This is a genomic window from Corynebacterium matruchotii (assembly GCF_011612265.2).
GTDB lineage: Bacteria > Actinomycetota > Actinomycetes > Mycobacteriales > Mycobacteriaceae > Corynebacterium > Corynebacterium matruchotii.
Genome location: NZ_CP050134.2, coordinates 2,788,260 through 2,803,212, shown reverse-complemented (window position 1 = coordinate 2,803,212; position 14,953 = coordinate 2,788,260). Strand labels below are relative to the sequence as shown.

Sequence of the window (14,953 nt, the reverse complement as noted above, 5' to 3'; positions counted from 1 at the left end):
AAAGGGTTTTGGTCTGGACCCACCTCTTCGAACACAGGTTCTGCGTCCATGGGGGTCGTGGAGGCCGCCGACGTCCCTGTCGCCGGGATTCCTGTTGCCGGAGTCGTCGGCGCCGAGCTGCCCATCACCGGAACGCTCGGGGCCGAGTTGCCCGCTGCCGGGGTATTCGGAACGCTCGGCGTCCCTGACATCGGCGTCCCTGCTACCGGCCCACCTGTTGCTGGCCCGCCCGAGGCCGGGAAGGCCCCCGTCCCCCCAACCCCAGCGCTCCCAGTTCCTCCGGTGCTCCCAGCCCCGAAACCGGATTGCGGCGTCGTTCCGGCGTCGACACCAGTATTAGTGCCCACACCGGTATTCATGCCGGTACCTGCGGGTAGTTGGGGGCTGGTGGAATCGGACCCAGCGGTAAGCTGGCCACCGGTGGCGCTGTCGCCGCCGTGCATTTGGGCGCGGATTTCGGCGAGCTTTGCGGAGGCTTTCATGTCGTTGCTTGCCGCCTCGATTTCAGCGAGCCGGTCGCCAACGGAGTTTTCCAGCAGCTCCTGGGCGCCCATGGCGGTGGCGTAGCGGGATTCGATTTTGGCTCGCACATGGTCGAGAGTGGGAACGCTGTCATCAGGCTTGAGCTGGTTCATGGTGTCCATGGCCTTGGTGGCGGATTCCTGCATCTTCGCCTGGCGAGCCTGATTGAGCAACTGATCGGCTTCAGCCAATTGTTGCTTGAGCCGTGCCTCGGATTGTTGCACTTGGCGTTTGGCTTGTTCGGCATTTTGGGTGGCTTGGGCGTGGAGGGTTTTTGTTTCCTCTAACTGGGTTTCGACGCTCACAAGTTGGGTGGCGTAAATTTCGGCGGTGGAGCTGAACTCTTGGGATTTTATGGCATCTCCCTGGGCGTTTGCCTGGTCAGCAAGGGTGAGGGCTTGGCGGGTTTTATCGGCAAGTTTTTGTTGCTCTTCGATCAACCGGTTGAGTTTCATTTCCAGTTGGTTTTTGTTCCCTATCACCGCTGCGGCTTGTTGGGAGATTTGCTGGTGCTGTTTTTTGGCCCCTTCGACGGCCTGCCGAATTTGAATCTGAGGATCGGCGTTTTCATCAATGCTTTGATCTAGTGACGCCTGTAAATATTTCCACCCTTTAGAAAATGGGTTCGCCATGATATATGCTTCCTCCGCTAGTTGTTACTAAATTCGATACAGGGTTTCGAAGGGGTGGAACACATATTTTTTATGCCGTAGGCCCCTCGCAACCATGCTGAAAAGCATCTACTAGTGTAGTGCGAAAGCCCATAGCTGTGTGATGAAGGTACTCGGACTCACACTGGGGTCCCGTGAAAAACCATGATGGTGGTGGGGAATCCCGAAGATATCTCACAATTATGGGTCCGCGGTTTCCCACAGACCCATAATATTAGTTGTTCGTAGCGTTATGTTCTGCGATTTGGCGTCGCACATCATCCATGTCCAATGCGCGCACTTGTTCGATCACGTCTTCCAATGCTGCGGGCGGCAGGGCGGCGGACTGCCGGAAAACCATGATCCCATCGCGGAAGGCCATGATGGTGGGGATGGCCTGGATTTCCAGGGCGGCGGCCAGGCCTTGGTTTTCTTCGGTGTTGAGCTTGGCGAAGGTGATGTCTTCGTGCTTTTCGGATGCCTTCTTGTAGACGGGCATGAATTGCCGGCAGGGTCCGCACCATTCGGCCCAGGCGTCGACAAGCACAATGCCTTCTTGGGTGACCGTGTCGTTAAATGTGTCTTCGCTTACTTCTACGAGTGCCATGGTTGCATTCTCTCCTTCAAAGTAGTTATCTAAGTTCTAGTCTTCCTAACATTCAGTAGTGTCCACATTATTCCCGTTAGCGAAGATTTCGTCGCATTTTATTTGGGTTATACCTATAACCAGCGTAAAGAGAGGAATTCCCATGACGAAAACTTACCAAGTTGAAGGCATGACATGCGAGCATTGCGCAGCTTCCGTCCGCGAAGAGGTGGGCGAAATCGCCGGTGTTACCAAGGTTGATGTTGATGTGGCTTCCGGCCAGGTTGCCGTGTCGGGCTCAGATTTCACCGACGCCCAGGTGAGCGCTGCCGTTTCCGAGGCGGGTTATTCCGTCAAGGCTTAGCAGTCAGCCCTGCGCCACGGTCTCGTTGCCGTGGCGTTTTTCTTTGCTTGACGACGCCCAAAGGCTCCCAACCCAGTCCAGCCCCAAACCCCATCCGCAAAACCAAGCTCAGCACTTCCGCTAAGCTTGGTTTCCAATTTTCGGCCAACACTCGTCCTGCGCAAACGGGAGGCCACCAACAGAAAACCAAGCTTAGAACTTCTGCGACACAGACCATGGGCACGTTCACACCGGCTGCACGTTTGCTGAGCTGGAGTTCCGGCCAACTCGGGCCCCTCAAAACCCCGGATAATCCCGAACCCAAGCTCAGCATTCATGCAGTAAGCCTGGCTGCAAACATGCTGAGCTATACTTTCTCGATTCAGTGACCCAATGTAGGCATGTCCAGGAACGGAACTCCAGCTCAGAACACTTGATACCCACCATCAACTGTGGCAGCGCATTCGCTAAGCTTGGTTTCCCATTTCTATGGCCACCAGCTCCTGGGGGTTTGCCGCCTTTGCACAAAACACCATGCTTAGCAAACCTGCGGCCCTCTTTGAAAACGGTAACGCCACAGCCCACCTAGGGCTTCATACCTTCTAAGCATGGTTTTCAAAATCTGCTGCCCCAACCCCCCAGGAACCGACATGCCCGCCAAGGAAAGACCATGCTTAGAACATATGCAGCGCTGCCCTGGGTTGTTGGTAGCGTTTTCTCTAAGCTTGGTTTCGTTCAAAATAGGGGGCCACAAACCAGAAACCATGCTTAGAACTTCTGCGGCACAGGCCATGGGCACATTCACACCGGCTGCACAAGTGCTGAGCTGGAGTTTCGGCCAACTCAGGACCCCCGAAAACCCCGGATAACCCTAAACCCAAGCTCAGCACTTCCGCTAAGCTTGGTTTCCATTTTTCGGCCAATATTCCCCCTGCGCAAACGGGAGGCTGTCAACAGAAAACCAAGCTTAGAACAAGTGAAGCAGTCCCCGGCACCCACCCCAGCGCCCGCACAGGCCAACCCGGAGGCTCAATATCCACGGGAATTTTTGCCCAGCAGGCGTGGTTATACCTGATGGTTTATTTACATGGAGGTTCTATAAGTGATAACAGAAAATACTCCAGGACTCATTAGTGTGGACCTGGGTGTCACCGGCATGACCTGCACATCTTGTTCCGGTCGGGTGGAGCGGAAACTGAATAAGGTTCCGGGCGCCCAAGCCACGGTGAACTTCGCCACGGAAACCGCCAACGTGCGTTACGATCCGGCATCCGTGAAGATACCGCAGCTGATTGATGTGGTGCGGGGCGCCGGCTACGATGCGTTTGAAATCACACCAGACAATGACGCTGGCCCAGACTCGGAGCCTTCGGAAGCCTCCGGCACGGATGCCACGAGTGCGGCTCGGGATGCGCATGCCGCGGATTTGCGAAAGCGTTTGATCATTTCCGCCGTGTTGTCGGTGCCGGTGTTGGCGTTGTCGATGATTCCGCAGCTGCAGTTTAATAATTGGCAATGGTTGAGTTTTGCCCTAGTTGGACCAGTGTTTTTCTATGGGGGCAAGCCCTTCCACGTGGCGGCGCTTCAGAATCTGCGGCATGGGGCGTTCACCATGGACACGCTGATTAGTTTGGGCACGTCAGCCGCATTTTTCTGGAGCATGTGGGCCCTGTTCTTCGGCAATGCAGGCATGAATGATATGCGCATGTCGATGAGTTTGTCGGCGCATTCACATGAGGGCATGGACCAAATCTATTTGGAATCCGTGGGCATGGTGATTGTGTTTCTGCTGCTGGGCCGGTGGTTTGAGACCCGCGCAAAGGGCCGCAGTTCCGAGGCATTGCGGGCGTTGTTGGACATGGGCGCGAAGGATGTTTCCGTGCTTGTCGACGGCGCCACGCACCGTATTCCGATCAGCAAGCTCGCGGTGGGGGATGTGTTTGTCGTCAAGCCTGGCGAGAAGATCGCCACCGATGGCGTGGTGGTCGAGGGCCATTCGGCGGTGGACGAGTCCATGCTCACGGGCGAATCGGTGCCAGTGGAGGTGACGAAGGATAGCATGGTCACTGGGGCGACCATGAATTCTTCGGGCCGGCTGGTGGTGCGGGCCACCAGGGTGGGGGCGGACACCACGCTGGCGCAGATGGCGAAGTTGGTGAGCGACGCGCAGGCGAAGAAAGCTCCGGTGCAGAAGCTTGCCGACCGGATTTCGCAGGTGTTTGTGCCGGTGGTGATTCTGGTGTCGGTGGCCACATTGCTGGTTCACGCTTTTGTGTTGGGCCATGGGTTGGCCGAGGCATTCACGGCGGCGGTGGCCGTGCTGATTATCGCCTGCCCCTGCGCTTTGGGGCTGGCCACCCCCACTGCCCTGCTGGTGGGGACCGGCCGGGGCGCCCAAATGGGATTGTTGATTAAGGGCCCTGAGGTGCTGGAACACACCCAGAAAATCACCACCATTGTGATGGATAAGACGGGCACGATCACGACGGGCATCATGTCCGTGAGCAGCATACAGCCGGAGGTTGGCTTCGAGAAGGACGAGGTGCTGCGGTTAGCGGCGGCCGTGGAGAATGCTTCGGAGCATCCCATCGCCCGGGCCATTGTGGCGGAGGCCACCGATATCCCGGAGGTGACGGAGTTTCAGAGCACGACTGGGGTGGGCGTGAGCGGCATGGTTGATGGCCGTCGGGTTGAGGTGGGCCGGGCCGAATCGGGCGGCGATACCGGGGCCACGGTGGTGGCGGTGCACGTCGATAAGCAGTTGGCGGGGCATATTTCGGTGATGGATCAGCCCAAGGAGACCAGCGCGGCGGCCGTCGACAAGCTCAAGGCGATGGGGCTAATGCCGATCCTGCTCACGGGCGATAACGAAGGGGCGGCGCGGCAGGCGGCGACCAAGGTGGGGATCGACACGGTGATTGCCGGCGTGCTGCCCGCGGATAAGGTGACAAAGGTCGCTGAGCTGCAACAATCGGGCCAGGTTGTGGCCATGGTTGGCGACGGCATTAACGACGCCGCGGCGTTGGCGCAGGCGGACCTGGGACTGGCCATGGGCGCGGGCACCGATGTTGCTATCGAGGCGAGTGATATTACGCTCATGAACGATGACCCCCGCGGCATTGTCGACGCCATCAGGCTCTCGCGCCGCACCTTGGCGACGATCAAAGGTAACCTGTTTTGGGCGTTTGCCTATAACATTGTGCTTATCCCGGTGGCCGCCATGGGCTTGTTGAACCCCATGTTTGCCGGGGCCGCCATGGCGTTTTCTTCGGTGTTTGTGGTGAGCAATTCGCTGCGGCTTCGGGGATTCACCTCGGCGTTTTAGCTGTGCTGAAACAAGTTTGGGAAAACACATGATAACCAGCGAAGAATTCCTCACATATGTGGCGGAAACCGTCCGTGATGAGCTGTGGATCGACCACCACGCCTATTACTTTGGTAACGATATTTATATCCCGGCCTGCGTATCCATGTGGTATGGCTCCTACTACGAGTTTTATATTCGTAACGCCAAGGTGGAACTCCGCCACTCTAATCAAAACGCCTTTTTCGAAGGCTGGACTGTTGATCCTAGGGAAACAGAGCCATTTTATTTGTCCCATAATCAGGTTCGGTTTGTCACGGAGGAGTCGGATTTCGGTGCAACCCGAAACGCCGAACTGGTGTTTTCCGGGGAAGAGTTTTTCGTCTCCACGTGCCAGTACCCGAATGTTGCTGGGCGGTGGCAATACCCGCTGCCGGGGATGAGCACCGAAACCGTTGAGCAGGTGACCCGGTTTAAAAAGCTTGTTTTCCCCGAGGATCCACCCGCATCAGCACCGGTGGCGAAACGGCCCGCGGAATTGGTTCTCCACTACCACGCGGTGCCCGCACGGGTGCTCGATAATCTTTGTTATTCGCCCACCTACACCCATGACGCCCACCAACTCATGCATCAAACCCGCTACCCTTCGATGGCTATCACCCACCATTATTGGGTGCCGCTCATGCTCCTGGGGTGGGGTGCCGACCCATTGAATAGCATGATCACGGGCTGGTGCTCTTGGGATACCTGGGTGACCGTCAATGATCCCAAGATCGTCATCACTATCATGGCGGATTTGCCGAATATGAACCTCAAACCACTACAGGGGCCCAGCACCCATTTGGGGGTTCCCGACGGGTGGGCGATGGACACGTTTACCAGGCTCAAACGGTTTTATGGAGCCGCGGCCCACCGGGGCGATGGGGTCGTCATCATTGCCGAATTGCGGGAATAAGACCGTGAGACTCCCATAAGACGCAAGAAAAATCCCCACCCGAAAGTGGGGATTTTTGGCGTCGCAAAGCTTAATTGGTAGCGATGATCCATTCACTCACTTTGCCGTCGGTGCGCTTCAAATAAGCACGATCACCAGCGGCATTGAAGTAGATGTCGGATTGCTTCATGAACGTCTGGAATTCTTCGCTCTGCTTCTCCACATCAATTTGGCAGCCGCGCAGAGTTTGCATGCCCCAGGCGGTGGTTCGCATCGTATTGCCGTCAAACCACACCGCGGTCTGAACCGCGTTGCAGGTTGGATCGTACGTAAGCATCCGCAGGCCTTCCGGCACGTTGCCGTTGAATTCCTTCTTGATCTCCTCGGTGCCGTCAAAGGGCTGGGACTTGCCCATATAGATCACGGCATATTTATTCGCGGTGGAGGCCCAGTTGTGCGACAGGAATTTACTCATGTCGGCCTTGGTGGCGGGATGCGTGCCGGCCGGCATATCCATCGCCACCGGCCGCAACGGTTCCGGTACTGCGGTCACCGACGTGCTCGGGGCCGGCACCCCGGTGGAATCCGACGATGCGGTCGAGGTCGGCGTTGAGGTTGGCGTCGAGGGAGTCGGCAACGGCTTCGGGACCGGCTGGTGCATTCCTAGCAGGCCTAGCAGTCCGGTAACTGCCGCGACTATCAGGGCAAAGAGTTTGAAAATCATGGTGTTTCTCCTCCAAAAGGTGGTGAAAATTACTTGCTGGCTTTGGGAGTTGGGTGCTCGTTATACTTCCACTCGCTGATGGTGCCGCCGCCCTGCACATACACATAGGTGGCATCAGCATTGAAGTACAGGCTGGGCCTGGAGCTGAAATGCTTCATGATGTCCTCATCCAACAAGGTCTCATCGCCGCAGGCCTTTTCGGTCATTGGGCCCCAGTACACCTGCATCACGTTCTTTTCGAACGCTGCCCAGGACACAGCCGTGTTGCATACCGGAATGCCGGTGAAGCTGCGGGCATCATCGGGGATGAAACCAACGTCGTTGGGTGTCGCGTTATTGCCATTTGCCTGGCGCGAATCCAGTTCATTGCCCTTGAGGATGAAGCGTGTCGATTCGTAGAAATTCAGCGAAGCCTTCTTGTAGGCGGTGGAAATCCACTCGTTATGCATGAACTTCTGAAGGTCGGCATCGGTGGCGGGGTGCGCATCGGCCGGCAGCGTTGCCCCACCGATCGTCTTCGGCACCGGCACTGTTGGCGTGGGGGTGGCCGGGGTGCTGGTGACCTTCGTGCCTGTGGGCTGCGGTTGTACCGTGGTGGCGTTGCTTTGCGACGCCGTCGGCTGTATCGTCGGTCCAGGCACATTCACGCCCAATAGCGCTATTATGGCTGCGACAATCATGTCAAACAGTTTGAAAATCATGTTTCCTACCTCACATGTTGGTTATCAGCTAGTTTCCATTCATTGACGGCACCATCTGAACTTCGTTTCAGATACATGCTGCTGCCATCAGAGTTGAAGTACACAGTGGAGTGGTCCAAGAATTCCCGGAATTCTGTGTCTTCCACCGCCAAGACTTGCGGGTCACAGGCAGTTTTTCTTGAGTCTCCCCAGGCGGTGATGCTGATGGTGTTGCGTGCCACCAGAACGGTTCCCTGCACCGTGCAGCACTTGGTGCCACCGGAGAATACTCGGCGGGAACTACTTGTGTCGTGGTTGGTGGTGAAGTCTATTTCGGCGTAATTATTGACCCGGAAGATCAGCGGGCTGGTGGAAACCCACCGGTGAGTGGTGAGTTTTTGCATTTCCGCATCGGTTGCTTGGTGTAAACCACTCGGCAGATCCGACAGCGCCATCAGTGGTGGCCGGGGCGGAATCGGGGTCGATGTCGCCGGTACGCTAATGGTGCTGGTGGCGCTGGTAGAGGTGGGCTGGGCCGGTTTCACGGAAGCCTCCGGTTGCGCTGTCCGCGTAGCAGGCGTGATCGGCGTGGTTGGTTGCGGCGGTTGCTGGTGCAGCCCTAACAAACCCATGATGAATGCGACGATTGTGGCAAAGATCTTGAAAATCATGAGTTTGTCCTCGCTGGCATCTTCCGTGGGTTAGCTATGGAGTTTCCATTCGCTGATGGCACCGTCGGTGTGGCGTTCAACATAGACACGGTCACCTGCGGCATTGAAATACAGGGTGGCGTTCTTGAGGAAATTTTGGAATTCCGTATCCTCAATTTGCGGAACCATCCCGCAGCCTTTGGCCGGGTATGTTTTCCACCAGCTCATGGTGTGGATGCGGTTGCCTTCGAACCACGCCAATCCCCGCAGCTTGGGGCACATGGTACCGCCCACATAGCTGCGGGTGTTGTCCGGCACGGTTGTATCTTTCAGCTGTTTAGCAATCCGGGGCCCGAAGTCGCGCAGGAAATCCATTGGGGGATAATCCTTGTACAGCTTCGATTGAGAAAAGTCGATTTTCGCATCGGTGCTGTCGGGGGACACCCACAGGTTGGTGACGAATTTCTGCATGTCAGCCTCGGTGCCAGGGTGGGCGTTGGCCGGCAGCGCGGGGACGAGCCGCATCCCAAATTCCGGCACCGCCACGACTGGTGCGGTGGTGGGCACCGATGTGCTCACCTGCGTCGATGTGCTGGTGGGTTCCGAGGTCACCGCCGCACTGGTGGTGCTGGCGGCCGTGGGAGGCGCCGACGATGTCGAGGGTTGTTGCAGTCCCAAGAACCCTAAGACTGCCGCGAGGAGGGTGGCGAAGATTTTAAAGATCATGATCGATTCACCGTTTCCGCGTCGGCGAGTTTCCAGTGGCTGACGGCCCCATCCGAGGCCCGCTTCAAGTACATGTGGTCGCCGACCTCATTGAAGTAGATGGTGGACTGTTTCAGGTAGGTTTGCAGCTCCCGGTCTTGCTCCTCTACCTCTGTTTGGCAAGCAACGGCAATGGTGGGGCCCGCATCAATGAACCGCATCACGTTGTCGTTTTCGAACCACACCAGCACCAGGCCGCCCCGGCAGGTGGAGCCGCCGCCAAATGTGCGGGCGGTGTCTGGCACGTTGCCATTGAATTTCTGCTCCGCTTTGCGGAATGTGGTCCGAAATTCGGCTTCGTTCCCCTTGTACAGTTTCGACTGGGTGAAGTCGAGTTTCGCGGTGCTGACGGTGGATACCCAGTTCTTGGTCACGAATTTCTGCATGTCGGCGGCGGTGGCAGCGTGGGTTCCGGCTGGCATTGTGCCGCTGAGCGGCGGAACCGGGTGCGGTTTGTGCCAGTCGTCGATGATGTCCCGGGGTGTTGTGGTCATGCTCGTCGATACGCTGTCGCTGGACTTGTCGACGCCCATTGCTGGGATCGGCGCCAGCACCCCCACAGTCACGGCAGCGATGCCGGCGGCGAAAATCTTCGTCTTCATAGGTTCTTCCTTACGATCCTCTGTTTTGCCTATAGGCCGGATTCCCAACTACCAGACCATAGGTTTTAACAATTAGAATATGTACTAATATACCCGTACCATATGCTATTGCCCCAGATCGAGGGGAATTATCCATAGGAAAAACGTATGATGTATGACCTCTTAGTCCCCCGGGTTGAGGCATGTTAGCCGCGCACCTCCCGCCATTGGCTGACCTTGCCGTCTGCTAGCCGCTTCAGGTACATGGTGCCGTTTCCGTCCAGGTATACGGTTGGGCGGCCCACAATGTAGTTCAGGGCTTCGGCATGCTGGACATCGCTGGTGTTGTCGCATTCCCGATGCCATTGGGCGCCCCGGTCGGTCAGGTAGTAGTGCAGTTCGGCGCCCTTAAACCAGGCAATTCCGGCGCCGCGACCGTTGCAGCTGCTGCCGGCGAAGGCATTGATGGCGTCGGCCTCGGGAATTTTCTCCTTCGGCGGCTTGGCCGCATAGTACTGGTGCAGCCAGTCCCAGTCGCTGCTGGTGGGTGCGCCTTGGAATTTCAGCACAGTGTTGGCCCGAACGGTGGACTGCCAGTTTTTGGTGCGAACCTGGGCGATTTCCGCCGGGGTGGCCACATGGGCAGTGGCCGGCAGGGTGGTGTCGAGTGCGCTTCCTGGGATGGGTCCCTCACCATCGCCGGGTTCCCGACCATTGAGGAGATCCTGACCGTCCTTTTTGGCGGTGTGTACCAGCTTGACGGCGGAGTCAGTAGGTTCCGCAGCCTTGATGGGCTTGAAGTTGGGGTCTTCGGGAATAGTTACGCCACCGGATTGAGGGGTGACCGTGACAACGGTGGTCGAGTCCGTTGGCTCTGCGGCTGCCGACCGGGTCAGGGGCCCTACGGTCGGCCTGGTATGTCCTTCAGTTATTGTCGTGGTGGGGGTCGGCGTCGATAGGCCAAAAAATGCCAGGATCGCCGTAAACAGTGTCATGAGAAACTTAAGAATCACAGCAAAAGCTTCCTATCAGTACTATCAGGAAAAATAATGTTCTAATTCCCAACGTACAAGATCAGCTTTTCGACGTTTCACCCACGGCAACGACGAAGCCGGCAATATGCACAACGTCCTGCATCGTTGCGTATTGCCGGCGATAGCGACCATGACCTATTTGCTACCTCATCCGGGGGGATCAGCGTTATTTCACCAACCAGGGACGCTGCCATTCGGAGGCCACCCCGTCGGGGCGCTTGAGGTAGAGGTGACCCTGCCCGTCCAGGTAGAGTTCGGGGTTGGCGCTCAGGAAGGCTTGAACATCTTTGTCGCGGGTATTTGCCACCTCTGGGCAGGGATTATTGGTGACAAGGATCTGGCGGGTTTTGTGCATCACATTGCCGTCAAACCATACCCCGCTGGCGGTCCCATTACATGATGCACCACCCGAAAAATGCTGTAAATCGGCTGGTGCATTGCCACCGAATTCTTCCCCAATATTCGGTAGTTTTTTGGGTGCGTCGCGGTAATAATCCCCGAAAAACATTGTGGTGGTTTGGGGGCGAACTACAGACATCCAGTTACCGGAACGCACGTCTTTCAACTCGGCTGCCGACACCGGATGGGCGTCGGCAGGCAACACGGTGTCGAGTGTTTTGCCGACGGTAATATCGGCAAACCAGTGTTTTACGTCATCATTAAGCGGCACGATCGCGCCGAAAAACGCCACGATCGAGGCGAGAATAGATGTAAATAATTGGAATACCATGTGAACCCCGCTTGGATGATAACAGATTATTCAAACAAATAATATCCTGATTTAATATTCTTTTTAAATATTTCCGCAAAACACCACCCCAAATAGGGGTGAATTATAATTGCCGGGCCATATCCTTAAACCGCGAGAAATGCAGTTGATGTGCCACCTGCACAGTATCAATGGGACCACCACGGTGCTTCGCCACAATGATATCTGCTTCGCCCGCCCGCGTGTCGTCTTTGTCCTGACTATCTGGACGATACAGCAACATCACTATGTCCGCATCCTGTTCCAGGGAACCCGACTCACGAAGATCCGCAATTTGGGGGCGTTTATCCGTGCGCGACTCTGGCCCCCGGTTCAATTGGGAAATCGCCACCAATGGTACATCGAGTTCCTTCGCCAAGAGTTTCAGCTGGCGGGAGAATTCCGCCACCTCCTGCTGCCGTGACTCGGTTCGTTTGCCGCTGCTCATCAGTTGAAGATAATCAACCACAATCATTTGCAGGTCTGCTACCTGCTTGAGTTTGCGTGACTTCGACCGGATTTCCATCATGGTGAGGCTGGCGGAATCATCAATATAAATGGGGGAATGCTCGATCGTGTCGAGCCGATTCACAAGCTTCGCCCAATCCTGGTCGGTCATCCGCCCCGACCGCATGTCCGACAGTTTCACGTCAGCCTCGGCGGATAATATGCGCATGACAATTTCGCTTTTCGCCATTTCCAGGGAGAAAATGACCGCGGCCTTGCCGTTCTTGATCGCACAGGAGCGCACAAAGTCCAGCGCCAGGGTGGATTTGCCCACACCCGGCCGGGCCGCGACAATAATCATTTGGCCCCCATGGAGCCCATTGGTGAGATTGTCGAGATCTTCAAACCCGGTGGGGATGCCCCGGGCCAGCCCGCCCTGCACAGAAATCAGGTCAAGTTCGTCCATGGTGGGTTGGATCAGGTCGGCAAGCACGGAATAGTCTTCCACATGGTGCCGCTGGGCGATATCGAACACCTGTTGTTGCGCCATGTCGATCACGGTTTCCAACTCGGCGCCTTCGGTGCCTTCGTAGCCGAGCTGCACTACCCTGGTGCCGGCAGCCACCAGCCGCCGGAGCACCGCTTTTTCCGCCACGATTTCCGCATAGTAGCGGGCATTGGCGGCGGTGGGCACTGCCGACACCAGCGTGTGCAAATAGGTGGATCCGCCAATACGTTCGAGATTATTGTCGCGGTCCAGCCGGCCAGCAACGATCAGCGGGTCGATCTCCTTGTTATTACTGAACAGGTCGATGATGGCGTTATAAATGAGCTGGTGGGCGGGCCGATAAAAATCATCAGGCACGAGGGTTTCTATGATGTCGACCACAAGGGTGGGGCTCAGGAGCATGGCCCCGAGGACGCCTTGCTCCGCATCAATATCGTGGGGTGGCTGGCGAAAATCATCATAGTTTTGGTCGTCGCCTCGACCGTTGGTGCGCCCGCCTCGGCCACTCCAGCTGCCTCGGCCGTCTCGGCTGCGGCGAGACCCCTCGGACATGGATGGCATGGGTACCAAGGATGCCGGGGGTTCTGCTGGTTCGTCGCTAAAATCTGGTTCGCTGGGAAAGTCGCTGCTCATTGCCGATTCACCCCCTCATTATTAGCTGTGGTTGGTCTGGTTGGGGAAAAATTTTCTCTCTATCATTAGTACCATCACTGAGCCCGCGCAATTGCATCGACCGCACGTATCACTCCGATATGTGAGAATGCCTGCGGAAAATTACCGGCCAACCGTTCCCGCACCGGATCGTATTCCTCCGCCAGCAACCCCAAATCGTTTGCATAGCCGACTAGCTGCTCTAAGAGCCTGGTGGCGGCATCCAGGTGGCCGGCCCGCGCATAATGCTCGGCAAGCCAAAAATTGCAGATGAGGAAGGGGTATTCCGCCCGGGGGCCATCACTGTTATAGCGGTATATGAGCCCATGGTCGTCGCCAAGCTCCCGCACAATGGCCACCACCGTGTCGTGCATGCGCTGATCGGTCACCGCAATAATGCCCGTGTGTGGCAGCTGTAGCAGCGACGCATCGACGCCGGGGTTGTCGTAAATCTGCCTAAACGTGTTCCGCTCGGCGTCGAAGCCGCGGCTGAAAATCTCGTCATAGAGTTGGTCGCGGTATTTCCGCCAGGTTTCGGTGTCCCCGGTCAGCGTTTCATGCTTTGCGACGGCATCCAGGGCGCAATCGAATGCCGCCCACATCATGGCCCGCCCATGGGTGAAATAGTGAAGCTCCCCCCGCATTTCCCAAATACCATGGTCCCGGCGCTCATAGTTTTTGATGCAATAATCCAACAGCCTTGTTTGTAGCCGCCATGACTCCTCAGTCTCCGGGATTCCAGCCTCCCGCATGTGCCGACAGACCAAAAGAATCTCCCCCACCACATCGGCCTGAAACTGGGATGCAGCGGCATTCCCCACCCGAACCGGCAGGGAGTCGAGATAGCCAGGCAGATGGGCCAGGATGCGCTCCTCCAAATGGGTCTCGCCCCGCACCCCATACACAATCTGGAGATTCTCGGGGTCGATGGTGCGCACCAACCAATCCCGCCACGCCACGGCCCGCTCCCGCACCGGGGCCCGGGTGTAGCCGTTCTGTTCCGCCATGAGGAGGGAGTCTATGGCGAACGCGGAATCCCGGAGCCAACAAAACCGGTAATCCCAATTATGGTCGCCCCCGATGATTTCCGGGAGGGAGGCGGTAGGGGCCGCAAGAATCGCCCCATTGGTGAGCGCCAGGGCGTTCAGCACCATGGCGGAGCGTTCGGCGAGCCGCACCCACTGACCGTTATATGGGGGCAGGGGCGCTTCCCGAAATTCCCTCTGTGGCGCCGCGGTTTCGCCCAGGGTCCAGGTCAGTGTGGTTCCGGCCACCAGGTCAAAGGAGCCGACAAAATCAGCATTCCTGCCGGTGTGGTGCAATTCGGGCCCGTGGAGGGCCGTGACCGCCTCCCCCTGCCGGTCAACGAAGCGGAAGTGATCGTGCCAGGCTGGGGAGCGCGAGCCATAGTCGGTGCGGATTTTCAGATCATGGCTCACGGTGATATCCCCGGTGGTGCAGGTCACGGCGCGCACCAGGGTGGTTCCCTCCAGGTAATCCACCACCTCGGCGGTGCCGGTGGCGGAAAGCCATGTGGTGTGGAGAATCAGGTGATCGGGGTGATCCAGATAGGTGCGGGCGGTCATATTCGCATCATCAACAGTAATGCTCCAGCTGCCGTGTTTTGGTTCCCCCAAGAGGGCCGCGAAGGTAGCAGTGTGGTCAACCTGCGGACAAAACCAGTCAACCCGACCGGCGCGGGAAATCAGCGCCACAGTGTGGTGGTTGGCGATAAGTGCGTATTCTTCTAACGGCACGCTATTGGTTGGTGTGAACATTCTCCCTACCCGATTGTAGCAAACCCGCAGGTCATGACTTTATGAATC

The 14,953-nt window shown here is 57.2% G+C and carries 13 protein-coding genes and 1 pseudogene; 3 read left to right on the top strand and 11 right to left on the bottom strand.

What is annotated here, in order from left to right; all coding sequences use genetic code 11:
* Positions 1-380 precede the first annotated feature (380 nt).
* Both HBA49_RS13075 and HBA49_RS12480 read right to left on the bottom strand, forming a co-directional pair.
* A pseudogene (locus HBA49_RS13075) lies at positions 381-1,154 on the bottom strand (PspA/IM30 family protein); the annotation flags it as partial.
* Between the two features lie 253 nt (positions 1,155-1,407).
* Positions 1,408-1,779, bottom strand: coding sequence for a thioredoxin family protein (locus tag HBA49_RS12480; protein ID WP_005519092.1), 372 nt, complete (start codon positions 1,777-1,779; stop codon positions 1,408-1,410).
* Positions 1,780-1,921: 142 nt separating this feature from the next.
* Here HBA49_RS12480 and HBA49_RS12475 point away from each other — a divergent pair, with 142 nt between their 5' ends.
* The 3 genes from HBA49_RS12475 (at position 1,922) to HBA49_RS12465 (ending at position 6,360) form a co-directional block, all read left to right on the top strand.
* On the top strand, positions 1,922-2,122 hold the full coding sequence (locus HBA49_RS12475) for a heavy-metal-associated domain-containing protein (protein ID WP_005519093.1): 201 nt from the start codon (positions 1,922-1,924) through the stop codon (positions 2,120-2,122).
* Between the two features lie 1,135 nt (positions 2,123-3,257).
* Positions 3,258-5,426 carry a heavy metal translocating P-type ATPase gene (locus HBA49_RS12470; RefSeq protein WP_050773726.1) on the top strand — a complete coding sequence of 723 codons (2,169 nt, stop codon included), beginning with the start codon at positions 3,258-3,260 and terminating at the stop codon, positions 5,424-5,426.
* Between the two features lie 28 nt (positions 5,427-5,454).
* Positions 5,455-6,360: a hypothetical protein gene (locus tag HBA49_RS12465; protein WP_005526891.1), complete on the top strand. Its 906-nt coding sequence runs from the start codon at positions 5,455-5,457 to the stop codon at positions 6,358-6,360.
* 70 nt (positions 6,361-6,430) lie between these two features.
* Here the strand turns inward: HBA49_RS12465 and HBA49_RS12460 are convergent, their stop codons facing one another.
* The 9 genes from HBA49_RS12460 to HBA49_RS12420 form a co-directional block, all read right to left on the bottom strand.
* Positions 6,431-7,063, bottom strand: a complete 633-nt coding sequence (locus HBA49_RS12460) for a hypothetical protein (protein ID WP_005526796.1) — start codon at positions 7,061-7,063, stop codon at positions 6,431-6,433.
* A gap of 29 nt (positions 7,064-7,092) precedes the next feature.
* On the bottom strand, positions 7,093-7,764 hold the full coding sequence (locus tag HBA49_RS12455; protein WP_005526701.1) for a hypothetical protein: 672 nt from the start codon (positions 7,762-7,764) through the stop codon (positions 7,093-7,095).
* 5 nt (positions 7,765-7,769) lie between these two features.
* Positions 7,770-8,414 (bottom strand): META domain-containing protein, encoded by a 645-nt coding sequence (locus HBA49_RS12450; RefSeq protein WP_005526739.1) that lies wholly within the window; start codon positions 8,412-8,414, stop codon positions 7,770-7,772.
* 30 nt (positions 8,415-8,444) lie between these two features.
* Positions 8,445-9,119 carry a hypothetical protein gene (locus tag HBA49_RS12445; protein WP_005526780.1) on the bottom strand — a complete coding sequence of 225 codons (675 nt, stop codon included), beginning with the start codon at positions 9,117-9,119 and terminating at the stop codon, positions 8,445-8,447.
* On the bottom strand, positions 9,116-9,760 hold the full coding sequence (locus HBA49_RS12440; RefSeq protein ID WP_005526786.1) for a hypothetical protein: 645 nt from the start codon (positions 9,758-9,760) through the stop codon (positions 9,116-9,118). Before HBA49_RS12440 ends, HBA49_RS12445 begins: the two co-directional genes overlap by 4 nt.
* Before the next feature lie 185 nt (positions 9,761-9,945).
* Positions 9,946-10,752, bottom strand: a complete 807-nt coding sequence (locus tag HBA49_RS12435; protein ID WP_005526692.1) for a hypothetical protein — start codon at positions 10,750-10,752, stop codon at positions 9,946-9,948.
* A 187-nt stretch (positions 10,753-10,939) separates the two neighbouring features.
* Positions 10,940-11,503 carry a hypothetical protein gene (locus HBA49_RS12430; RefSeq protein ID WP_005526758.1) on the bottom strand — a complete coding sequence of 188 codons (564 nt, stop codon included), beginning with the start codon at positions 11,501-11,503 and terminating at the stop codon, positions 10,940-10,942.
* Between the two features lie 103 nt (positions 11,504-11,606).
* A complete protein-coding gene (gene dnaB, locus HBA49_RS12425; protein WP_112767156.1) occupies positions 11,607-13,037 on the bottom strand; it encodes a replicative DNA helicase in 1,431 nt (476 codons plus the stop codon).
* Positions 13,038-13,183: 146 nt separating this feature from the next.
* Entirely contained in the window at positions 13,184-14,905 is a 1,722-nt protein-coding gene (locus HBA49_RS12420; protein WP_005526902.1) for a glycoside hydrolase family 15 protein, read from the bottom strand.
* Between the last annotated feature and the right edge of the window lie 48 nt (positions 14,906-14,953).